At 68.7% G+C, this 21,192-nt stretch carries 22 protein-coding genes; 10 read left to right on the top strand and 12 right to left on the bottom strand.

Going from position 1 to position 21,192, the window contains the following annotated elements; all coding sequences use genetic code 11:
* Positions 1 to 24: 24 nt before the first annotated feature.
* Together AWC17_RS11850 and AWC17_RS11845 are read right to left on the bottom strand one after the other, a co-directional pair.
* A complete protein-coding gene (locus AWC17_RS11850; RefSeq protein ID WP_141224594.1) occupies positions 25 to 1,572 on the bottom strand; it encodes a leucyl aminopeptidase in 1,548 nt (515 codons plus the stop codon).
* Positions 1,573 to 1,583: 11 nt separating this feature from the next.
* Entirely contained in the window at positions 1,584 to 2,708 is a 1,125-nt protein-coding gene (locus tag AWC17_RS11845) for an adenylate/guanylate cyclase domain-containing protein (RefSeq protein ID WP_046186629.1), read from the bottom strand.
* A 41-nt stretch (positions 2,709 to 2,749) separates the two neighbouring features.
* On the opposite strand from AWC17_RS11845, the gene gcvT reads away from it, so the two are divergent.
* Positions 2,750 to 3,859 carry a glycine cleavage system aminomethyltransferase GcvT gene (gcvT, locus tag AWC17_RS11840; protein WP_085164674.1) on the top strand — a complete coding sequence of 370 codons (1,110 nt, stop codon included), beginning with the start codon at positions 2,750 to 2,752 and terminating at the stop codon, positions 3,857 to 3,859.
* Positions 3,860 to 3,912: 53 nt separating this feature from the next.
* A complete protein-coding gene (locus tag AWC17_RS11835; protein ID WP_046187096.1) occupies positions 3,913 to 5,019 on the top strand; it encodes a branched-chain amino acid aminotransferase in 1,107 nt (368 codons plus the stop codon).
* A gap of 68 nt (positions 5,020 to 5,087) precedes the next feature.
* On the opposite strand, the gene AWC17_RS11830 is transcribed toward AWC17_RS11835, so the two are convergent.
* Genes AWC17_RS11830 through AWC17_RS11815 form a run of 4 tightly spaced genes read right to left on the bottom strand, consistent with a single transcriptional unit; the run spans position 5,088 to position 8,139 of the window.
* Entirely contained in the window at positions 5,088 to 5,846 is a 759-nt protein-coding gene (locus AWC17_RS11830) for an adenosylcobinamide-GDP ribazoletransferase (RefSeq protein ID WP_046187095.1), read from the bottom strand.
* On the bottom strand, positions 5,843 to 6,898 hold the full coding sequence (gene cobT / locus AWC17_RS11825) for a nicotinate-nucleotide--dimethylbenzimidazole phosphoribosyltransferase (RefSeq protein WP_167385575.1): 1,056 nt from the start codon (positions 6,896 to 6,898) through the stop codon (positions 5,843 to 5,845). Before cobT ends, AWC17_RS11830 begins: the two co-directional genes overlap by 4 nt.
* Positions 6,895 to 7,428: a bifunctional adenosylcobinamide kinase/adenosylcobinamide-phosphate guanylyltransferase gene (locus AWC17_RS11820; protein WP_085164670.1), complete on the bottom strand. Its 534-nt coding sequence runs from the start codon at positions 7,426 to 7,428 to the stop codon at positions 6,895 to 6,897. The genes cobT and AWC17_RS11820 overlap by 4 nt, the downstream gene beginning before the upstream one ends.
* 27 nt (positions 7,429 to 7,455) lie before the next feature.
* Positions 7,456 to 8,139 carry a DUF3043 domain-containing protein gene (locus AWC17_RS11815; RefSeq protein ID WP_085164668.1) on the bottom strand — a complete coding sequence of 228 codons (684 nt, stop codon included), beginning with the start codon at positions 8,137 to 8,139 and terminating at the stop codon, positions 7,456 to 7,458.
* 191 nt (positions 8,140 to 8,330) lie between these two features.
* On the opposite strand from AWC17_RS11815, the gene AWC17_RS11810 reads away from it, so the two are divergent.
* Together AWC17_RS11810 and AWC17_RS11805 are read left to right on the top strand one after the other, a co-directional pair.
* Positions 8,331 to 9,410, top strand: coding sequence for a glycerate kinase family protein (locus tag AWC17_RS11810; protein ID WP_046185743.1), 1,080 nt, complete (start codon positions 8,331 to 8,333; stop codon positions 9,408 to 9,410).
* Positions 9,411 to 9,510: 100 nt separating this feature from the next.
* Positions 9,511 to 9,867, top strand: a complete 357-nt coding sequence (locus AWC17_RS11805; RefSeq protein WP_046185737.1) for a HesB/IscA family protein — start codon at positions 9,511 to 9,513, stop codon at positions 9,865 to 9,867.
* A 27-nt stretch (positions 9,868 to 9,894) separates the two neighbouring features.
* Here the strand turns inward: AWC17_RS11805 and AWC17_RS11800 are convergent, their stop codons facing one another.
* Positions 9,895 to 10,548 (bottom strand): Rv0361 family membrane protein, encoded by a 654-nt coding sequence (locus tag AWC17_RS11800; RefSeq protein WP_046185738.1) that lies wholly within the window; start codon positions 10,546 to 10,548, stop codon positions 9,895 to 9,897.
* A gap of 186 nt (positions 10,549 to 10,734) precedes the next feature.
* Between AWC17_RS11800 and AWC17_RS11795 the strand changes: the two genes are divergently transcribed.
* Positions 10,735 to 11,709 (top strand): carbohydrate kinase family protein, encoded by a 975-nt coding sequence (locus tag AWC17_RS11795; protein WP_046185739.1) that lies wholly within the window; start codon positions 10,735 to 10,737, stop codon positions 11,707 to 11,709.
* An 82-nt stretch (positions 11,710 to 11,791) separates the two neighbouring features.
* Here the strand turns inward: AWC17_RS11795 and asnB are convergent, their stop codons facing one another.
* Positions 11,792 to 13,744, bottom strand: a complete 1,953-nt coding sequence (gene asnB / locus AWC17_RS11790; RefSeq protein WP_046185740.1) for an asparagine synthase (glutamine-hydrolyzing) — start codon at positions 13,742 to 13,744, stop codon at positions 11,792 to 11,794.
* Positions 13,745 to 13,876: 132 nt separating this feature from the next.
* Here asnB and ctaC point away from each other — a divergent pair, with 132 nt between their 5' ends.
* The 4 genes from ctaC (at position 13,877) to AWC17_RS11770 (ending at position 17,187) form a co-directional block, all read left to right on the top strand.
* Positions 13,877 to 14,986 carry an aa3-type cytochrome oxidase subunit II gene (ctaC, locus tag AWC17_RS11785; RefSeq protein ID WP_141224593.1) on the top strand — a complete coding sequence of 370 codons (1,110 nt, stop codon included), beginning with the start codon at positions 13,877 to 13,879 and terminating at the stop codon, positions 14,984 to 14,986.
* A gap of 13 nt (positions 14,987 to 14,999) precedes the next feature.
* The gene (locus AWC17_RS11780) at positions 15,000 to 15,419 is read left to right on the top strand and encodes a cytochrome c oxidase subunit 4 (RefSeq protein WP_046185741.1); all 420 of its coding nucleotides are present in this window, start codon (positions 15,000 to 15,002) and stop codon (positions 15,417 to 15,419) included.
* 179 nt (positions 15,420 to 15,598) lie between these two features.
* Positions 15,599 to 16,540 carry an MmpS family transport accessory protein gene (locus tag AWC17_RS11775; protein WP_085164666.1) on the top strand — a complete coding sequence of 314 codons (942 nt, stop codon included), beginning with the start codon at positions 15,599 to 15,601 and terminating at the stop codon, positions 16,538 to 16,540.
* The gene (locus AWC17_RS11770; protein WP_046185792.1) at positions 16,540 to 17,187 is read left to right on the top strand and encodes a DUF2561 family protein; all 648 of its coding nucleotides are present in this window, start codon (positions 16,540 to 16,542) and stop codon (positions 17,185 to 17,187) included. The genes AWC17_RS11775 and AWC17_RS11770 overlap by 1 nt, the downstream gene beginning before the upstream one ends.
* 7 nt (positions 17,188 to 17,194) lie before the next feature.
* On the opposite strand, the gene AWC17_RS11765 is transcribed toward AWC17_RS11770, so the two are convergent.
* Both AWC17_RS11765 and AWC17_RS32660 read right to left on the bottom strand, forming a co-directional pair.
* Complete coding sequence (locus AWC17_RS11765; RefSeq protein WP_046185791.1) at positions 17,195 to 17,428, bottom strand: hypothetical protein; 234 nt, start codon at positions 17,426 to 17,428, stop codon at positions 17,195 to 17,197.
* 31 nt (positions 17,429 to 17,459) lie between these two features.
* Complete coding sequence (locus AWC17_RS32660) at positions 17,460 to 17,609, bottom strand: hypothetical protein (RefSeq protein ID WP_156174191.1); 150 nt, start codon at positions 17,607 to 17,609, stop codon at positions 17,460 to 17,462.
* 189 nt (positions 17,610 to 17,798) lie between these two features.
* On the opposite strand from AWC17_RS32660, the gene AWC17_RS11760 reads away from it, so the two are divergent.
* On the top strand, positions 17,799 to 18,260 hold the full coding sequence (locus AWC17_RS11760) for a DUF5994 family protein (protein WP_046185790.1): 462 nt from the start codon (positions 17,799 to 17,801) through the stop codon (positions 18,258 to 18,260).
* Here AWC17_RS11760 and qcrB read toward each other — a convergent pair.
* Both qcrB and qcrA read right to left on the bottom strand, forming a co-directional pair.
* A complete protein-coding gene (gene qcrB / locus AWC17_RS11755; RefSeq protein WP_046185789.1) occupies positions 18,257 to 19,957 on the bottom strand; it encodes a cytochrome bc1 complex cytochrome b subunit in 1,701 nt (566 codons plus the stop codon). The genes AWC17_RS11760 and qcrB overlap by 4 nt on opposite strands.
* Positions 19,954 to 21,159: a cytochrome bc1 complex Rieske iron-sulfur subunit gene (qcrA, locus tag AWC17_RS11750; protein WP_046185794.1), complete on the bottom strand. Its 1,206-nt coding sequence runs from the start codon at positions 21,157 to 21,159 to the stop codon at positions 19,954 to 19,956. The genes qcrB and qcrA overlap by 4 nt, the downstream gene beginning before the upstream one ends.
* Positions 21,160 to 21,192 lie beyond the last annotated feature (33 nt).

Below are 21,192 nucleotides of genomic sequence, written 5' to 3'. Positions count from 1 at the left end.
GGGCTGTGCGCGCCGGGAGGCGGGCTAGCCGTTCTCGGCTATGTCCTCGAGCACCGCGAACATGGTGCGGGTCGGCACACCGGTGGCGCCCTTAGGCGTGTAGCCCCACGGGCCGCTGGTGTTGTACGCCGGGCCGGCCACGTCGATGTGTGCCCAACCCACGCCGTCGGCGACGAACTCGCGCAGGAACACCCCGGCCACCAGCATGCCGGCGAAGCGCTGGCCGCTGATGTTCGACAGGTCGGCCACCGTGGACTTCAGGTCGTCCTTGAGTTCGTCGGGCAGCGGCATCGGCCAGCCGTTCTCGCCCACCCGCTGCGAGATCGCGGCGACCCGGTCGCGGAACTCGTCGCTGCCCATCACCCCGGGGATCCGGGCGCCCAACGCTACCGTCTGCGCGCCGGTCAACGTGGACGTCTCGATCAGGTAGTCCGGGTTGTCCTCGCACGCCCGCACGATGGCGTCGGCCAGGATGAGCCGGCCCTCGGCGTCGGTGTTCTGCACCTCGACGGTGATTCCGCCATACTGCGTCAGCACGTCGCCCGGACGCTGCGCCGTACCCGACGGCATGTTCTCGGCCATCGGCACGGTGGCGATCACGTCGATCGGCAACCGCAGCTGCGCGGCCAGCGTCACCGTGGCGATGACCGCGGCCGCGCCGCCCATGTCCGAGGTCATGTGGTGCATCGACGCCGCCGGCTTGATCGAGATACCGCCGGTGTCGAACGTGATGCCCTTGCCGACCAGCGCCACCCGCTTTGCCTGCTTCGACTTCTTGGCCAGCTTCGAACCCCGGTGGGTCAGCCGCACCAGCCGCGGCGGCCGCGACGAGCCCTGGCCGACGCCGATCACGCCACCGTAGCCGGCCTTCTGTAACGCCTTTTCGTCGAGCACCTCCACCTCGAGGCCCACGGATTCGGCCAAAGCCCTTGCGCGCTTGGCGAATTCGGCCGGAAACAAGTGACTCGGCGGCGTGTTGACGAAGTCGCGAGCGGTGGCCACCGCGGTCGCCACGGCCGCGCCGTGCGCGCTGGCCGCTTTGGCGTCCTTCGAAGCGGACAGCACGGTGATCTTGCGCAGCCCTTTGTCTTTCGGCGCGGTCTTGCCGCTGCGGAATTCGGTGAACCGGTAGCTGCCCAGGATCAGTCCCTCGACGGTCGCCGAGCAGACGTCGGCGCCCGGCAACCCGGCCAGCGTGGTGATCACCGCCTCGGCGGTGCCCACCGATCGCGCCGCCACACCCGCGGCGCGACGGATCGTATCGGCGGACCACTCCGGTCGCGGTTTACCCAGGCCGATCGTCAGCACACTGGACACCGGCAGCGACGGCACCACCAGGCGGTGGACCTGCTCACTGCCGCCGGTGGCGTCCAGGGCGCGCAGGCCGGATTCGATTTCGGCGACCGCATCCGCCGGCAGCAGTGACTCGCCGGAGGCAACGGCCGCCCCCGGCCGGTCCTCGTCGCCGGTCGAGACGACCGGCACGATCAATACCGAAGAGCCCGCCCCGCGTTTCGGCAGCGATGTGGCGACGTTTACGGAGGGGCTTTCATAGCTCAATTCGGTGGGCACGGGCATTTACCCTAATTGGCGGAGCCCGCGCTGAGGTCGGCGGCGTCCCCACCGTGCAGCTCGAAGGCGATGGTGGGCGCGTCAAAACCCTTGAGGTCAAAGGGGCCACGGGCCGTCGCCGGCCAGTCCGGCAATTGCTCGTGCAGGGCCGAATCGGCCAGGATCTGGCACGGGGCCGCGGCCCCGACCAGACGCGCCGCCAGGTTGACCGGACTGCCGAAGTAGTCCCCGTTGATCGCCAGGACGGTGCCGTACGCGAGGCCGGCACGGACCTGCAGCCCCTCCTCGCGCGCCCGCGGATGGTCGACGAGATCGAGCGCCGCCTTGGCGAGGCGTTCGGGCGACGCGCTCACCCACATCACCTCGTCACCGATGAACTTCACCACCCGGCCGCCATCGCGATGCACCACGTCTGCGACGGTCCCCGCGAACTCGTTGAGCAAGTCCGAAAGCTGCGCCGGAGTCAGCGCACGGGTGAGCACGGTGAAGCCGGACAGATCCGCAAAACCGATGCCGCACACCACGGTTGCCGAGGTGTCGCGAAGGACCCCTTCGAAGTGGGTTCGGGCGCCGGTCAGATGGTGGCGGTGAACGACGTCGATCAGCGCTGAAATCCGGGGGACAAACTCCGCGACCGCGCGGTACGCCTGCGCCGTGGCGAGCTCGTCGTTGGTGTAGGTCATCTGGATGTCCGGCGTCCCGGCCCGGATCGCCGTCGACTCGGCCTCCGCGAGCCGGGCCATCGCGGCACCGAGCACCCGCAGCAGTCCGAACGCGCCGTCCTCACCCACCACCGCCTTCAAGGCGACCCAGGTCGCCAGCGCATCGACGTCGGCCTGGCTCAGCGCCGGAACGTCGGGGCCGGCGACCGTCAGGCCGAGCAAGCCCCACGCGTGGGTGACTTCCTCGGGCGACAAGCCGAGTTGGTCTGCCGCGGTCGCCATCGTGTGGATCGGGCGCCCCGACCATTGCAGGACGTCCCCGGCAAGCCCGAACAGCCGTCCGCGCTGTTCGGCTTCCACCATTTCGTCGACGGTGAAGCCGAGGTCGTCCAGGTACTTGATCAGGTCGGCTCGCGCGCGCGGATCAGCGATTCCGGCAGCCTCAAGCGCTTCGAAGTCCGGGGAATCGACCACCCACCCAAGTGTGCCAGCACCCGCGATTAGGGTGAACCGTCGTGACCGATGACCTACAGCATGGCCCGTTGGAAGACCGCCACCGCGAGTTGGGGGCCAGTTTCGCTGAGTTCGGCGGCTGGCTGATGCCGGTGTCGTACGCCGGCACCGTCAGCGAGCACAACGCCACCCGCAACGCGGTCGGCCTGTTCGACGTCAGCCACCTCGGCAAGGCGTTGATCCGCGGACCGGGCGCGGCCGAATTCGTCAACTCGACCCTGACCAACGACTTGAGCCGCATCGGGCCGGGCAAGGCGCAATACACGTTGTGCTGCACCGAATCCGGCGGCGTCGTCGACGACTTGATCGCCTACTACGTCGACGACGACGAGATCTTTCTGGTGCCCAATGCGGCCAACACCGCCGCGGTGGTCGAGGTGCTGCAGGCGGCCGCTGAGGCCGGTTTGGGGGCCGGCCTGACGATCACCAACGAGCATCGCTCCTACGCGGTGCTGGCGGTGCAGGGCCCGCGTTCGGCGGACGTGCTCGGCGGCCTGGGCCTGCCGACCGACATGGATTACATGGGCTACGCCGACGCCACCTATGCGGGGGTGCCGGTGCGGGTGTGCCGGACCGGATACACCGGGGAACACGGCTACGAACTGCTGCCGCCGTGGGAATCCTCGGGCGTGGTGTTCGACGCGCTGGCCGCGGCGGTCGGCGCTGCGGGCGGCGAGCCCGCCGGCCTGGGCGCGCGCGACACGCTGCGCACCGAGATGGGCTACCCGCTGCACGGGCATGAACTGGCCCTGGACATTTCGCCGCTGCAGGCCCGATGCGGCTGGGCGATCGGCTGGAAGAAGGACGCGTTCTTCGGCCGGGACGCGCTGCTGGCGGAGAAGGCGTCGGGACCGCGGCGGCTGCTGCGCGGCCTGCGGATGGTCGGCCGCGGTGTGCTGCGCCCCGGTCTGACGGTGCTTGCCGGCGAGACGCCGGTCGGGGTCACCACGTCGGGAACTTTCTCCCCGACTCTGCAAGTCGGCATCGGGCTGGCGCTGATCGACGCCGACGCCGGGGTCGAGGACGGCCAGCACGTCACCGTCGACATCCGCGGGCGCGCCGCCGAGTGTGAAGTCGTGCGGCCGCCCTTCGTCGAACCGAAAACCCGTTAGTGCCGCCGGTTCAGGTGAAAAGCCCGGTCGCAGGCGGATATACAATCGGCCCCATGACCAGCGGCTCCCTTGAGTTCACGGTTTCACGCTCGGCCAACCCCGCTTCCGACGCCGAACGTGAATCCATCCTGGCCGAGCCCGGTTTCGGCAAATACTTCACCGACCACATGGTGTCGATCGACTACGACGACGAACGGGGTTGGCACAACGCGTGCGTCATCCCGTACGGCCCGATCGAGCTGGACCCGTCGGCGATCGTGCTGCACTACGCGCAGGAGATCTTCGAAGGGCTCAAGGCATACCGCTGGGCGGACGGCTCGGTCGTGTCGTTTCGCGCCGAGGCCAACGCCGCGCGGCTGCGGTCGTCGGCGCGGCGGCTCGCCATGCCCGAACTGCCCTACGAACTGTTCATGGGCTCGCTGTGCCAGCTGGTCGCCGTCGACAAGCCCTGGGTCCCCGCCGCCGGGGGCGAAGAGGCGCTGTATCTGCGGCCGTTCATCATCGCCACTGAGCCCGGGTTGGGCGTGCGGCCGTCCAAGCGGTACCGCTACCTGCTGATCGCGTCACCGGCCGGGGCGTACTTCAAGGGCGGCATCAGCCCCGTCACCGTGTGGGTGTCGACGGAATACGTGCGGGCGAGCCCGGGTGGCACCGGCGCGGCCAAGTTCGGTGGCAACTACGCCGCCTCCCTGCTGGCGCAGGCCGAGGCTGCCGCGCACGAGTGCGACCAGGTGGTGTGGCTGGACGCCGTCGAACGGCGCTTCGTCGAAGAGATGGGCGGCATGAACATCTTCTTCGTGTTCGGCAGCGGCGGGTCGGCGCGGTTGGTCACCCCCGAGCTATCCGGTTCGCTGCTGCCGGGGATCACCCGGGATTCGTTGCTGCAGTTGGCAATTGACGCCGGATTCTCCGTCGAGGAACGCAAGATCGACATCGACGAATGGCAGAAGAAGGCCGCCGCCGGCGAGATCACCGAGGTGTTCGCCTGCGGCACCGCCGCCGTCATCACCCCGGTCTCGCAAGTGAAGTACGGCGATACCGACTTCACCGTCGCCGACGGGCAGCCCGGTGAAGTGACAATGGCGCTGCGCGACACGTTGACCGGGATCCAGCGGGGGACCTTCGCCGACACCCACGGCTGGATGGCCCGGCTGGGCTAAGCGCGCGGTCGAATGTAAAGCTGGCTTCACATTCGCACCCGAGCGTGAAGCCAGCTTCACGCTCGCGGCTAGAACCGCACCAGTCCGGCGAGCACCACGGCGCCCACCGTCGTGGTCAGCTCGATGGCGGCACCCAGCACGTCACCCGTGATGCCGCCGAATCGGCGAACGCAGTGCCGCACCAACACCGCGCCGCAGCACAGACCCGCCAGCACCGCGACCGGCCCCTGCCACGGCCGCGGTCCGCCCGCAAGCGAGACGGCGAGCAGCACCGCGACCCAGGCCGCCACCACGATCACCGGCTGGCTGCCGGCGACCCGGGCGCCCAGGGTGCTGCCCTCGGCCGCCGGCACCGACCGGCGACAGGCCAGCACCGCGGCGACCCGGCCGGCGAAGATCGCCACGGCGATGCCGACGAGCCCCGGCCTGCCCGCCGCCCCGAGCGCCGCGAAGGCCAGCCCCTGCAGCGCGATCACCAAGACGACGGCCGCCGCGCCGAACGGCCCGGTCGACCCGTCGCGCATCACCGCCAGGGCGCGCTCCGGCGGCCCGTAACAGCCCAGCCCGTCGGCCGTATCGGCGACACCGTCGACGTGCAGGCCGCGGCTGGCCAGCAGCAGCGCCGCGACCGTGAGCAGGCCGGATAGCGGACTGGACGGGCCGAAGGCCCACACCCCGCCCCACGTCACCGCGGCCGCCAGTACGCCCAAGACGGCGCCCACCACCGGCAGCGCCGTCATGGCCCCGCGGCCCATCGGGGCGCCCTGCGAACGTGGGACGGGCAGCACCGTACCGAACGCGAAAGCCGTTGCCAGCGAACGCATCACAGCGGGGGAGCAGCCTGGTCGGACACCCCGGCCTGTGTGAACGTGGCCATCGACGTCAGCGTGGCCACGGCGGCGCGCAGCACCGGCAGCGCCAGCGCGGCGCCGCTTCCCTCACCCAGCCGCATCCGCAGATCGAGAATCGGCTCCAGGCCAAGCTCGGCCAGCGCCAGGGCATGACCGGGCTCTGTGGACCGATGACCGGCCTGCCACCACAACCGGGCGCCTGGAGCCAGTCGCTCGGCAACCAACGCGGCGGCCGTCACCGCCATCCCGTCGAGCAGCAACGGGGTGCGCCGCACCGCGGCCTGCGCGCAGAAGCCCGCCATCGCGGCCAGGTCGGCGCCGCCGCCGCGGCGCAGCAGCGCGACCGGGTCGGGCAGCACGAGCCGTGTCCGGAACAGGGCATCGCGCACCGCGGCCGTCTTGCGCGCCCATCCGGCGTCGTCGATGCCGGTGCCGAAGCCCACCACCGCGACGGGTTCGGCGTTCGTCAGCGCCGCCACCAGCACCGCGGCCGGCGTGGTGTTCCCGATCCCCATGTCCCCGGCGATGAGCAGGTCGGCGCCTGCGTCGACCTCCTCGTCGGCGATGGCCCGGCCCGCGGCGATCGCGGCGACGGTCTCGTCGTCGGTCAGCGCGTCCTCGACGGTGATATCACCGCTGCCGCGCCGCACCTTGTGGGCGCCGATCCGGTCGGTCAGCGCATCGCCCGCCACCGCGAGGTCCGCCACACGCACCGTCGCGCCGGCGATGTCGGCCAGGACGTTGATCGCCGCCCCGCCGGCATCGAAGTTGGCGACCATCTGAGCGGTCACCTCCGGTGGGTACGCCGACACCCCCGATTTGGCGACACCGTGGTCACCGGCGAACACCACCACCCGGGCGCGCTCGAATTGCCTTGGCGGGCAATGCCCTTGACACGACGCGATCCACACCGACAGGTCCTCGAGGCGGCCCAGCGCGCCCCTTGGCTTGGTCAGCGTGTCCTGGCGGGCGCGGGCGGCCGCGGCGACGCCCGCATCAGGCGGCGATACCGGGGCGAATTCCATCAGTCCACCGACGGCTTGATCGGTACCGCCTGCCCGGCCACCACCAGCACCACCCGGTCGCAGAGTTCGGCGACGCGCTGATTGAGGCTGCCCAGTTCGTCGGCGAACCGGCGCCCGGACGCGGTGGCCGGGACGACGGCCAACCCGACCTCCGGGCTGACCAGCACCAGCGTGGATTTGAAGGCGCTGACCGCGGCGAGCAACTCATCGATCGGCGTCGTTACCGACCCGCCGGCCCACCCGTGGTGATCGAGCGTGCCGGTCAGCCAGGCGCCCAGGTCATCGACGAGCGTGGGGGTGTCCGGCGACCCGCGCAATTGGCCTGGGATGTCGTCGGTTTCGACTGTCGACCAATGCCCGGGTCGACGGCCGCGGTGCTCGGCGACCCGGTCCGCCCAGGCCGCGTCGTCCTCACCGGTCGGCCCGGGGGCCAGGTAGCAAACCGGTTGGCCGGCCGGCAGCGCCCCGGCGATGGCGTCCTCGGCCCACCGGGATTTGCCCGACCGGATCCCGCCGAGCACCAGCGTGCGCACCGCGCTCAGGCGGCTTTCCGGCGGCGTCTACTTGACATCGCTGCCGCGCTGGACTTGGGGCCGCGGCGTCCGCAACCGTCGCATCTGCGACGCCCGGCTGGCGGCGTACAGGCCCAGCTTCCACCGGCTTTCGGTGTTGTCAGGGAACTTCGCGTCCACCAGCTTGCTCACCTTGCGGCCCAGCAGGAGCCCGTCGACCATCATCACGCCCATCAGCAGCAGCATCGCCGGAGAGACGTAAAGCTGCAGCTGCGGGGTGGTGAACATGGCGAACATCAAGAACAGCGTCGCCGGCATGAACAGGCCCAGCAGGTTGCGCCGGGAATCCACCACGTCGCGCACGTAGCGCCGGATCGGGCCCTGGTCACGCGGCAACAGGTATGCCTCGTCGCCGGCCATCATGTGCTCCCGGCGATTCGACATCCTGGCGCGGCTGGCGGCCCGGTCGGCCTTGCGCTCCTCGCGGCTGAGCTTGGGGCCTGCCAGCGATTTGCGGCGGGCCCGCGCCTCCGACGCGGTCATCGGTGCGGGCGCGACCGGCCCCTTGCGGGCGGTGCCCCGCGCTTTGTCGCGCTTGGGCGTGGGCCGGCCCTTGGGGCTCGTCCCACGCGACCCGCGAGACGTCGTCTCGGGGGCGTCGGCGGCATCGAGCGCGGCCGCGCCCTCGGCAACGTCCTCGTCCTGGCCCTTCTTACGGCCCATCAACTTCACAGAGGCCAGGTTACTTCGCGAATGGCTCGTCCCGGAATTGGCTTGGAATGCCTTGCTATTAGACCTGCGTCAGCACCTCACTTGGCCCTACTCTTACCAGTGATGAACGGCTACCGGTGATGGACGACGGGTCGATGGCCTCGGACGTTGCTGCCTTGGGCCTCGCTCCCGGCCGTCTGCAGCTGCCCGCCATGCTCGTGCTGGTGGCTCCGGATTGCTACGGCGACAGCATGACGGCCGTGGAGGCAGCGGCGGCCATCGCGACCGGGTGGACCCGCAGCCGCCCGGGCGATCGGTTCATCGTCGCTCCGCAGTCCGACGGCGGCCCCGGCTTCGTCGAGGTGCTCGCCAGCCGGCTGGGGGGCAAGATGCGGCGGCTCCGGGTGTCCGGGCCGTTGTCCACCATGGTCGAGGCCGAATGGGTGTTCGACCCCGCCACGACGACCGCCTACCTGGAATGCGCGCAGGCGTGCGGACTGGCCCTGCTGGGCGGTCCACCCACCCCGGAGACCGCGATGGCGGCTCACAGCAGGGGAGTGGGGCAGCTGATCGCCGAGGCGCTGCGGGCGGGGGCCACGCGGATCGTGGTCGGGCTGGGCGGCAGCGCGTGCACCGACGGCGGGCAGGGCATGATCGCCGAGCTTGGCGGCCTGGATTCCGCCCGCCGCCAACTGGCCAACGTGGAGCTCGTCGCCGCCTCCGACACCGAATACCCCCTGCTCGGACCGTGGGGCGCGGCCAGAGTGTTCGGGCCGCAGAAGGGGGCGGACACGGTCACCGTCGCGGCGCTGGAAGTGCGCCTCCAGGCGTGGGCGCTGATCCTGGAAGCGGTCGCGGGACGCGACGTGAGCGCCGAACCGGGCGCGGCTGCGGCCGGCGGCATCGGCGCAGGGCTGCTGGCTCTGGGCGGCCGGTGCGAGTCGGGCGCGGCCATCATCGCCCATCACACCCGCCTGGCCGACGATCTGGACGTGGCGGAGCTGATCGTCACCGGAGAGGGCCGGTTCGACGAGCAGTCGCTGCACGGCAAGGTGGTGGGCTTTCTCGCGGACGCGGCCCGGCCGCGGTCAGTGCCGGTGATCGTGCTGGCCGGCCAGGTCGTTCTGGACAACGCCACGGTGCGCTCGGCGGGCATCATGTCCGCCCTGTCCATCGCCGATCACGCCGGATCGGTGCGGCTGGCGCAGGCCGATGCGGCCAATCAGCTCATGGGTCTGGCATCGGTGGTGGCGGCGCGACTCGGGAATAGCGGTCCCGCAAGGTACCGTTGATGCAGTGGGCTTCCTCCGGGCGGATCGGGCCGCCTAACGCGATGACAGCGGGCTCGAACCTGAACGGACCCACCCAACAATGAGGCATGTAGGAGAAGCAATGACGGTGCAAAACGAGTCGAACGTCAAGACCCACGGCGTGATCCTGACCGAGGCCGCCGCCAACAAGGCAAAATCCCTGCTCGACCAGGAGGGACGGGACGACCTGGCGTTGCGTATCGCGGTCCAGCCGGGCGGGTGCGCGGGCCTGCGCTACAACCTCTTCTTCGACGACCGGGCGCTGGACGGCGACCTGACCGCCGACTTCGGCGGCGTGAGGTTGACGGTGGACCGGATGAGCGCGCCCTACGTGGAAGGCGCGTCCATCGATTTCGTCGACACCATCGAGAAGCAGGGCTTCACGATCGACAACCCCAACGCCAGCGGTTCGTGCGCCTGCGGCGACTCGTTCAACTGACCGGGTAACCGCGCGAGCGGATCGCGCTCAGTACGAGCCCCCGGTGCGGAGCACGTACGAGCAGACCATGATCTGGCCCCGCTGAAACAGCAGCTGGGCGATGCCCTGCAGTTCGCCGCGCAACGGGCCCCCGGCCGCGGGCGATGCCCGCATGGTGAACAGCGCCTGGGCCTGGTACTGCGACAGGTACACGATCTTGTCGATCGAGGTCACCTCGACCTCGGAAAACTGCTTGCGGAACGCGTCGCTGCTCAGCTTGGCCAGCGCCTGGTCGGACCGTTTGTCGCGGACGGCGTCGTACATGCCGCACAGCGCGTTGCGTTCGATCTCCTGGATGTCGCGATGGTCAAGTGCGTCCAGGTACCCCTGGATGGCCGTCTTCGCGGCCCCTTCGGAGAATGTGGCCCCGGTGTTGGCCCCGTTGGTGCGAACGCCGTAGACGATCGCCACGGTCAGCGCGGCCACCACGGCGACGGCCAACAGGATGCCGATGATCAGCCGCCGCTTGGATCGTCGCTGCGGGTAGGGCATCGGCAGGGGTGGCTGCCCGGCATAATTGGCGGGAGCCGCGCCGCCTGCGCGGGGGCCGTCGGGGAAATCGAGTGGCTGAGATTCGGCTGGGGGCTCGGGTCCGCTGGGTCCGCCGCCGACAGTGTGGTTCGGCGAGTGCGGACCTGCCATCGTGGTTCTCCTACGGTGGTAGACGGGACTGCGTGCGGGATACCCCGACCGAGCATCGTGGTCCCGGCGACTTGAGCGAGTTCCCTAGGGAGGCTAGCGCACCGCTTCGCGCCGACCGTGGACACAGCGACGGTTCGGACGCGTGCGTAAGCTAGCTAACCTTACTAAAGAAGGGCGGAGACATTCGTGACGATCGCGGTGACCGGTTCGATTGCGACCGACAACTTGATGCGGTTCCCGGGCAAATTTTCCGAGCACCTGCTGGCTGAGCACTTGCAGAAGGTATCGCTCAGTTTTCTGGTCGACGACCTGGTGATTCACCGCGGCGGCGTGGCGGGAAACATCGCCTACGCCATCGGCGTGCTCGGCGGTGACGTGGCACTGGTGGGCGCGGCCGGCAATGACTTCGACGGCTACCGACAGTGGCTGCAGTCGCACGGCGTCAACTGCGACAACGTGTTGATCTCCAAGACGGCGCACACCGCGCGTTTCACCTGCACCACCGACGTCGACATGGCCCAGATCGCGTCGTTCTACCCGGGCGCCATGTCCGAGGCCCGCAACATCAAGCTCGCCGACGTGGTGTCGTCCATCGGTGAGCCGGACCTGGTGATCATCGGAGCCAACGACCCCGACGCGATGGTGGTGCACACCGAGGAGTGCCGCAAACTCGGTCTGCCCTTCGCCGCCGACCCGTCCCAGCAGCTGCCCCGCCTGTCCGGCGGGGAGATCGACAAGCTGGTCGACGGTGCCGCCTACCTGTTCACCAACGACTACGAGTGGGAGCTGCTGCTCAACAAGACCGGCTGGTCGGAGGCCGACGTGCAGGGCAAGGTCGGCCTGCGGGTGACCACACTGGGCCCCAAGGGCGTGGACATCGTCGAGCCCGACGGGACGACGACGCACGTCGGCGTCGTGCCCGAGACCAGCCAGACCGACCCCACCGGCGTCGGCGATGCGTTCCGGGCCGGCTTCCTCACCGGGCGCAGCGCCGGCCTGAGCCTGGAGCGCTCCGCGCAGCTGGGCTCGCTGGTCGCCGTGCTGGTGCTGGAATCGACCGGGACCCAGGAGTGGGACTGGAACCGCGAGACCGCGGTGAGCCGGCTGGCCGGCGCCTACGGCGACGACGCGGCCAACGAGATCGCCAGCGTGCTGGCCTGAGTGCCCGGTAACCCGCGAGCGTAACCACACTGCGATATCCGGCTCGAAATTTCGCAGTGCCGTTACGCTCGGCGAGCTCGCACTAGAGCTGCACGGGGTAGTGCGGCTCGCTGATCTGCGGGACCACGCTGTGTTCGACGAAGATCGCGTGCCAGAGCATGAAGATCAGCAGCGTCCAAAGCCGGCGGCTGTGATCGCTGGCGCCGTTGCGGTGCTCGTCGAGCATCCGCCGGACGGCGGCCAGGTCGACGAGGTGACCGGCCTGCCCCCCTTGTGAGGACGCCACCAACCCGTAGGCCCAGTCCAGCAATGCGCCCGCGCGCAACCAGTGCCGGATCGGCACCGGGAACCCGAGCTTGGGCCGGTGCAGCACGTGCGCCGGAACGATCGGCTCCAGGGCCCGTCGCAGCGCGTACTTGGTGGTGGTGCGGGTGATCTTGGCCTCGACCGGCAGCCGCGAGGCGACGGCGAACACCTCGGGATCCAGGAACGGCACCCGCAGCTCCAGCGAATTGGCCATCGTCATCTTGTCCGCCTTGACCAGGATGTCGCCGCGCAGCCAGGTGAACAAGTCGATGTGCTGCATGCGGGCCACCGGGTCCCAGCCGGCCGACTCGGCGTACACCGAGGCGGTGACGTCGGTGTGGGTCCATTGCTCGCGGAAGCCGGGCAGCACGTCGCGCAGCTGGGCGTCGGAGAAGCTGCGGGCGTTGCCGTAGTAGCGCTCCTCGAGCGTCAGCGAGCCGCGGTGCAGCAGGCTCTTGCCGCGCATCCCCTCAGGCAGCGGCTTGGACACCTTGCCCATCGAGCGCCGCAGCGGACGCGGCAGGTAGTCGAACGGCTTGAGCGACAACGGTTCCCGGTAGATCGTGTAGCCGCCGAACAGCTCGTCGGCGCCCTCCCCGGAGAGCACCACCTTGACGTGCTTGCGGGCCTCCCGGGCGACGAAGAACAGCGGCACCAGCGCGGGGTCGGCCACCGGCTCGTCGAGGTACCAGACGATTTCGGGCAGGGCGGCGACGAACTCGTCCGGGTGGACCACCTTGGCGATGTGGCGGGCGCCGATCGCCTCGGCGGAGGCCACCGCGACGTCGATCTCGGAGAACCCCTCCCGCTCGAAACCGGTGGTGAACGTGATCAGCTTGGGGTTGTGCCGGATGGCCAGCGCCGCGATGGCGGTGGAGTCGATGCCCCCGGACAGAAACGCCCCGACGGTGACGTCGGCGCGCATGTGCTTGGCCACCGAGTCCTCGAGCACCGCGGTGATCTCGTCGTAGCGGGCCTGTTCGCTGTCGCGGGTGATCGGCGTGGCGGCGAAACGTGGCACGAAGTAGCGGGTGACCTCCGGCCGCCGCCCGGGCCGGATGCGCGCGTAGCAGCCCGATTCGAGCCGGCGCACGCCCCGGTGCAGCGTCTCCGGCTCGGGCACGTACTGCAGGACGGTGTAGTGCTGCACGGCCCGCTGATCGATCCGGGTGTCGAATCCGACCAACTCGGACAGGTCCAGCAGGCATTTCTTCTCGCTGGCGACCGCCGTGCCGCCGGTGCCGGTGGCCATGAACAGCGGCTTGATGCCGAAAGGGTCTCGGGCGCAGAACAATTCGAGTGTCGCGGTGTCCCACAGGGCAAAGGCGAACATGCCCCGCAGCCGGGTGAGCACGTCGGCGCCCCAGTAGTGGTAGCCGGCGACGATGGCCTCGCCGTCACCGTCGGTGGCGAAGACCGCGCCGTGCGCGGTGGCCAGCTCGTCACGCAGCTCGAGATAGTTGTAGATCTCCCCGTTGAACACCAGCACGTAGCGGTCGGGCGCCTCCGGCGGGCCCCACCGCAGGGGCTGGTGCGAATGCGCGATGTCGATGATCGACAGCCGGTTGAAGCCGAATACGACAGATCCGTCGGCGCCCGGGTCGGTCCACGTGCCCGGCTCGTCGGGCCCGCGATGGCGCATCAGATGCGACGCGCGCGCGATGGCATCGTCGGCCCGGGCGGCGTCGGCACTGTCCGGGGCAGCGACAAACGCCAGCAGACCACACACGGCGCCCCAGTATGCCGCACTCGGCCGCCGATTGCGGTGCCGCACACCCGTGACGGGCCGGGGTTTCGTCGCTCGGGTCAGCGGCGTGGTCTACGCTGCGTAGTATTCGATATCCGAGCAGGAGGCGCCGACGTGACACCTCGCGAGCAGGTCCGTTCGCAACGTTTGTCGCAGGGCAGGTTTCAGGGCCTTTTTGGCAGCCGTTCCGGAGGCGTTCGGCAGGGTCTGTCTCGTCGTCGGCGGCCGCTGGCGCTGGCCGCGACGTTCGGCGTGCTGGCGCTGACCCTGAGCGGATGCGGCTGGTCGGACGTGCTGGGCCTGGGCTGGCCCAAGGGCATCACCCCGCAGGCGCAGCTCAACCGCGAGCTGTGGGTCGGAGCGACGATCGCCTCGCTGGTGGTCGGGGTCATCGTGTGGGGCCTGATCTTCTGGGCGTCCGCCTTTCACCGGAAGAAGGCCACCGACACCGAGCTGCCTCGCCAGTTCGGCTACAACATGCCGCTGGAGCTGGTGCTGACGGTGACACCGTTCCTGATCATCTCGGTGTTGTTCTACTTCACCGTGGTGGTGCAGGAGAAGATGCTGCACGTCGACAAGGACCCCGAGGTGGTGGTCGACGTCACGGCGTTCCAGTGGAACTGGAAGTTCGGCTACCAGCGCGTCGATTTCAAGGACGGCACGCTGACCTACGACGGTGCCGACCAGGCGCGCAAGAACGCGATGGTCTCCAGGCCCGAAGGCAAGGACGCCCACGGCGAGGAACTCGTCGGCCCGGTCCGCGGGCTCAACACCTCGGACCGGACGTACCTGAACTTCGACAAGGTCGAAATCCTGGGAAGCAGCGACGAAATCCCGGTGCTGGTGTTGCCCACCGGCAAGCGCATCCAGTTCCGGTTGGCGTCCGCGGACGTGGTGCACACGTTCTGGGTGCCGGAATTCCTGTTCAAGCGCGATGTGATGCCCAACCCTGAGGCGAACAACTCGGTGAACGTCTTCCAGGTCGACGACATCAGCAAGCCCGGGGCTTTCGTCGGGCACTGCGCCGAGTTCTGCGGCACCTATCACTCGATGATGAACTTCGAGGTTCGGGTGGTGCCGCCCAACGACTTCAAGGCTTACCTGCAGCAGCGGATCGATGGAAAGAGCAACGCGCAGGCATTGCAGGCGATCGGTCAGGCGCCGCTCGCGGTGACCACCCATCCGTTCGACACCCGCCGCGGCCAGTTGGCCGGCAGTCAGTAGGTTAGGACACCAAATGCATATTGAAGCCAGGCTTTTCGAAGTCGTCGCCGGGTTTTTCATTGTGGTTTCGGTGCTTTATGCGGTGCTGACAGCACTTTTCGCCACCGGCGGTGAGGAATGGGCGGGCACGACCGCGCTGGCACTGACCGGCGGACTGGCGTTGATCGTGGCCACCTTCTTCCGGTTCGTGGCGCGCCGCATCGATACTCGGCCCGAGGACTACGAGGGCGCCGAGATCAGCGACGGAGCAGGCGAATTGGGCTTCTTCAGCCCGCACAGCTGGTGGCCGATCCTGGTCGCGCTGTCGGCCTCGGTGACCGCGGTCGGTATCGCGCTGTGGCTGAACTGGCTGATCGCCGCGGGCGTGACGTTCGTCCTTGCGTCGGTTGCGGGACTGATCTTCGAGTACTACGTCGGTCCCGAGAAGCACTGATTCGCCCCTAAAGGTCACAATCAGATCACGTGATCTGCGGCCGGTTCGCCAACACTTCTTTGCCCCTGTCGGTTCGGTAATGTTTTGCCCAGGCAAATGACAATTTCTCAAGCGCGCGCGCAACGATATGGCCCCGGGGCCCCGCGCGCTGGTGAGGCAGTCGGACAGGGCAGGCAGAGATGAGCGGGCCGAAACCCCCGGAATGGGAACCTGAGGAACCCGATTCCGTGAACGAGGCTCCCCACCAACCGGATTCCGATAGCGCGACCGCGGACGCCCCCGAACCCGGGGGCGAACCCGGACCCGACGACGAGCTCGAACCCTTCGACGACGGCGCCGAACCGGCGGCTGACCAGACGGGCCAGACCGACGCCTACTCGCGGGCCTATTCGGCGCCGGAGTCGGAACATTTCATGAGCGGCCCCTACTTGCCGGCCGATCTCAGGCTCTACGACTACGACACCTTCGACGAGTCGGCCGACGCCGAGGACGAACACGGTGCTCCGCGCTGGCCGTGGATCGTCGGGGTCGCCGCCATCGTTGCCGCGATCGCGCTGGTGGTGTCGGTGTCGCTGCTGTTCGCGGGCACCGACACCAGCAAGCTGGCCAACCCCAACACCACCACCGTCCCGTCGACGCCGCCGATGCAAGACGAGATAACGACCACCAAACCGCCCCCGCCGCCTCCTCCGCCACCACCCACGACCGAACCGCCGCCCCCGACAGCAACGGAGACACAGACCGTGACGGTGACGCCTGCCCCGCCGCCGCCACCGCCGGCACCCGCTCCGGCGCCGCCCCCGGGCACGTCAACGGCGGCAGCGCCGCCGCCACCGACGACACCGACCGGGCCGCGACAGGTGACCTATTCGGTGACCGGCACCAAGGCCCCCGGTGACATCATCTCGGTGACCTACGTTGACGCGTCCGGGCGTCGGCGCACCCAACACAACGTGTACATCCCGTGGTCGATGACCGTCACGCCGATCTCGCAGTCCGATGTGGGCTCCGTCGAGGCGTCCAGCCTTTTCCGGGTCAGCCGGCTCAACTGCTCGATCACGACAAGCGACGGAACGGTCCTTTCGTCGAATACCAACGACTTGCCGCAGACGAGCTGCTGATGGTCAGCAGGTATTCGGCGTACCGCCGTCTGGCGGGCGACGACACCATTTCGCCCGATGTCATCGATCGCATACTGATCGGCGCGTGCGCCGCCATCTGGCTGGTGTTGCTGGGCGTGAGCGTGGCCGCGGCCGTCGCGCTGGCGGACTTGGGGCGGGGTTTTCACAAAGCGGCCAGCAGCACGCATACCACCTCCTGGGTGTTGTATGCCGTGATCATCGTGTCCGCGCTGATCATCGCCGGGGCGATCCCGATGCTGTTGCGGGCCCGCCGGATGGCCCAGACCGAGCCGGCCGCCCGGGGGATGACGGCGCCCAACCGGCCACCGGTGCGGCTCATGTCCCAGGTGCCGCGCACCGCGGCCGAACGGGCGCGGCAACCGAGGGTCCAGGCACCGGCTCAGGCGGACGAATCCGAATGGTCGGGTGAGGCGGTCGATCGCGCGTGGTTGCGCGGCACCGTGCTATTGATGGGCGCGATGGGCGCGGCGCTCGTCGCCGTGGCGACAGCGACCTACTTGATGGCCGTGGGCCACGACGGCGCGTCCTGGGTCGCGTACGGGGTCGCCGGCGCCGTCACCGCGGGGATGCCGGTGATCGAGTGGCTGCACGTTCGCCAGCTGCGCCGCGCCATCGCCGCGCAGTAGGCGCTGATCACGACGCCTTGGCGTACCTGCGAACCAATTCGTCCTCGCCGAAAGTGCTCGTGTGCTGCGTGCCGTTGTCGTCGCGGCCGAAGAAGGTCCAGCGCCGGGGAGCCGTCTGCGGCCCGCTGATCATCTTCACGGTGTAACGCAGTTGCGTAGGACGCAGCGTGCCGATGATGTCGCCGACCTGGATCTTCGAAGGATGGATCTCTGGTGCGTCGCCCCAGTCCTGTATCGCCATTACGCTCATCCTCACCGTGTCGGCCTTCCGCTCACCCGGACAGCGCCACGGTCAGGCTCTCGCCACTGTAGTGCACCGACGGGGCCAGGCACGTCCGCCCAGCTGGGATGCGCCCCACCAGGGCCCACCGGGAGAGCTGAACCGTGCCGTCCGACCACCCCGGGGCGCTCCGTGCGGTCACCGTTGGCGTAGCGTGGATTGCGAGCCGTTTCGTTGTCAGCGGTGGTCCGCCACGACCGGTGCGTGTGCCACCCACGGGCAATGCGATTCCTCCGTCCGCCCCGCGCTCGCCGTGGCGAACGACGCCGACGTGAAGGGAACCGCCCGTGGTTGTTGCCAATCTGCCTGGCCGTGACCGCCAGGTCCATGGATGACCGAATTGTTCGAACGCCGACGCCGAGCCAATCCGGTCCGGCTGTCGGTGGCTCGTGAACTCGGCCGCGTCATCGACGGCGCGTGGTGGCCACGCGCGGACCGCATCACCATCGAACTGCCCGAGCTGGTCGCCGTTCTGACTCCCTTGCTGGGAGACATCGACTCCATCAACGTCAACTGGCCATCACTGCAACGACCACCCGACTTGAACTGGTCGGGATGGGAACGAAAACGCCAGCACGTAATTACCTTCATCGGGGGCGACGCACGCGTCAACCTTCTGGTCATCCCGTACACGACCTACAGCGCACTCGCCCTGATGGTGTTGCGCTGTGCGGCCAACCTACCCGTCGAATCGCGCGACCAGCTGAAGCCGGCTTTCCTCACCGCCTGCTCCGTCCTGCGGGCCGCGCAGCAACAGTGCGGCACGGCCTGCACCGAACCAGCGCGAGGCTAGTGGCGCTCGCCGTCCTTGCCGTTCGACGAACCGACGGTGCTTTCCTGGTGCTCGCGCAGCGCGGTCAGGGCACGTTGCTCGGAGCTGTGTGCAGCCTCACGCAGCGCCGCATCCTCCGACACCGGGTCGGCGAACAAGAAGCTGCCGTGGCCCGGTGAACCGGCCGAGCCCAGCTTGTTCATCCGCTTGGGCAGCGCCGCGCCCTGGTACTCGAGCGGGATCGGGTGGCCGTGGTCGTCGACGGGGCCGAGCGGCTGATGCAGCTCGATGTAAGCGCCGTGCGGCAGCCGCTTGATGATGCCGGTCTCGATGCCGTGCGCGAGCACTTCCCGGTCGCTGCGCTGCAGCGCAACGCACCACCGGTAGGCGATGAAGTAGACGATCGGCGGGAGGACGACCATCCCGATACGGCCGATCCACGTCGTCGCGTTCAGCGAGATCTGGAATTTGAACGCGATGATGTCGTTCATCGCGCTCAGCGTCAGCACCATGTAGAACGCGATCGCCATGGCGCCGATGGCGGTGCGCACCGGGACGTCACGGGGCCTTTGCAGCAGGTTGTGGTGGGCGTAGTCGCCACTGAACCGCTTCTCCAGGAAGGGGTAGACGATCAGCAGGATGAAGACCAGGCCCATGAGGATGGCGACCCAGACCACCGCGGGAATGGTGTGGTGCCAGAAGTAGAACTCCCACGGCGGCCAGATACGGGCCAGGCCCTCGGTCCACATCATGTAGAAGTCGGGCTGCGAGCCGGCCGAGACTTGAGATGGCTTGTAGGGACCCAGGTTCCAGATCGGGTTGATCTGCAGCAGGCCGCCCATCAGGCCGAGGACGCCGACGATCGCAGCGAAGAACGCGCCGGACTTGACGGCGAAGATCGGCATGACCCGCACGCCGACCACGTTGTGCTCGGTGCGGCCCGGCCCGGGGAACTGGGTGTGCTTCTGGAACCACACCATGGCCAGGTGCAGGCCGATCAGCGCCAGGATGATCCCGGGTAGCAGCAGGATGTGCAGCGCGTACATGCGCGGGATGATGTAGCCCGCGGTCGCGCACTCGTTACCCACACCGCCGCAGGGGAAGTCGCCGCCGAACAGCGCCCAGTGCAGCCAGGTGCCGATCACCGGCATCCCCAGCGTGATCGATGACAGCGACGCCCGGATCCCGATGCCCGAGAGCAGGTCATCGGGCAGCGAGTAGCCGAAGAAACCCTCGAACATCGCCAGAATAAACAGCAGCGAGCCGATGACCCAGTTGGCTTCGCGGGGCCGGCGGAACGCGCCGGTGAAGAAGATGCGCGCCAGGTGCACCATGATCGACGCGGCGAAGAGCAAGGCGGCCCAGTGGTGGACCTGACGGACGAACAGGCCGCCACGCACCTCGAAGGAGATGTCGAGGGTGGACGCGAAGGCCTTCGACATGTCGACGCCGCGCAGCGGTTGGTAGGCGCCGTTGTAGGTGACCTCCGCCATGGACGGGTCGAAGAACAGCGTCAGGTACACGCCCGTGAGCAACAGCACGATGAAGCTGTACATCGCGATCTCGCCCAACAGGAACGACCAGTGCGTCGGGAAGACCTTGTTGAGCTGCCTGCGCACCGCCGCCGACGGGTGATAGCGGGTGTCGATGTCTTCCCCTTGACGGGCCAAGACATCGCCGATCTTGGGCGGTTTCGGGGGACTCAGTTTCGGACTCATGCTGTCGTCCTCTCCCAGAATGCCGGTCCGACGGGCTCGACGAAGTCACCGTTGGCAACCAGATACCCGTTGGTGTCGATCGTGATGGGCAGTTGCGCCAGGGCACGGGCCGCGGGGCCGAAGATCGGCTTGGCGAAGTGCAGGGCGTCGAACTGCGACTGGTGACAAGGGCACAAGATTCGGTAGGACTGCTCCTCGTACAGCGACGCGGGGCAACCCAGGTGCGAGCAGACCTTGGTGTAGGCGAACAACTCGCCGAAGTTGAAGCTCTCCTGGCCCTGGCGTTTGACCACCCGGGGCATGTCGGACGGCCGGACCCGGATGAGCATCACGGGGTTGCGCACGCCCTGGTTGATCGCGCGGAGCTTCTCCTGCGATTCCGGGGTGGTGCCATCACCGTCGGACTCCCGCCACGGGAAGACCGTCTCCATGCCGCCGGCGTCGAGGTCTTCCGGGCGCATCTTGACGAACGGTGACGTACCGGCAGAGCCGGTGGCCCGGGCGAGGAAGATGGTCTCGCCCGCATACCGCGGTGTCCAGCCGGATGTCCACAGCACGGCCTTCTTCCCGTTGGCGGTGGGCACCACCGGTTTCCACGGGTTCTTGATCAGGCCGCCGGCAAAGGCCACCAGAGTCGACAGGCCGAAGGCGCCGAGGCCAAGTCCCAACGACAGCCCGATCACCTTGCGGCGCCGGATGGTCGAGCCGTCCAGGGCGTCGGTCAGGTTCGCCACGACCGTGTTGCGGTCGATCTCCCGGGAGGCCCCGTCGTGCCGCTCCTGGATCGAAATCTCTTCGGGGATAAACCTTTTCTGGTAGAGGATCGTGCCGACGGCGATCGACAGGATCGACATGCCGAAGGTCAGCCCGTACAGCGGGGTGGCCAGGTCGTACAGCAGGCTGCCCGCGGATTCTTTCGGCTTGTACTCCCACGGCCAGAACAGGAAGACCAGCAGCAGGGCCAGCCCGAAACCACCGCCGAGCAAGAGCCACAGCGCAACTCCGCGCTCGGCGCGCTTCTCGGCTTTGGTTCCCTCGACGCCCCAGCGGGGCTCCTTGACGATCGTCTCGACGCCATCGAGCTTGCCGCCCAGCGCCACCAGCTCCTGCTGCGACATGGCGGCCAGCGCCGCCTCGTCGGGTTCGTTCGGCGCGGCACCCTTGTCGGTGTCAGAGCCGCCTACGGCATTGACGTCGCTCATTTTGCGCCGCTCCTCTTCATCGCTGCGCGCTGC

It is taken from the genome of Mycobacterium nebraskense (genome assembly GCF_002102255.1).
GTDB lineage: Bacteria > Actinomycetota > Actinomycetes > Mycobacteriales > Mycobacteriaceae > Mycobacterium > Mycobacterium nebraskense.
The sequence above is the reverse complement of the archived record's forward strand: the minus strand, read 5'-3'. Positions and strand labels throughout refer to the sequence as shown.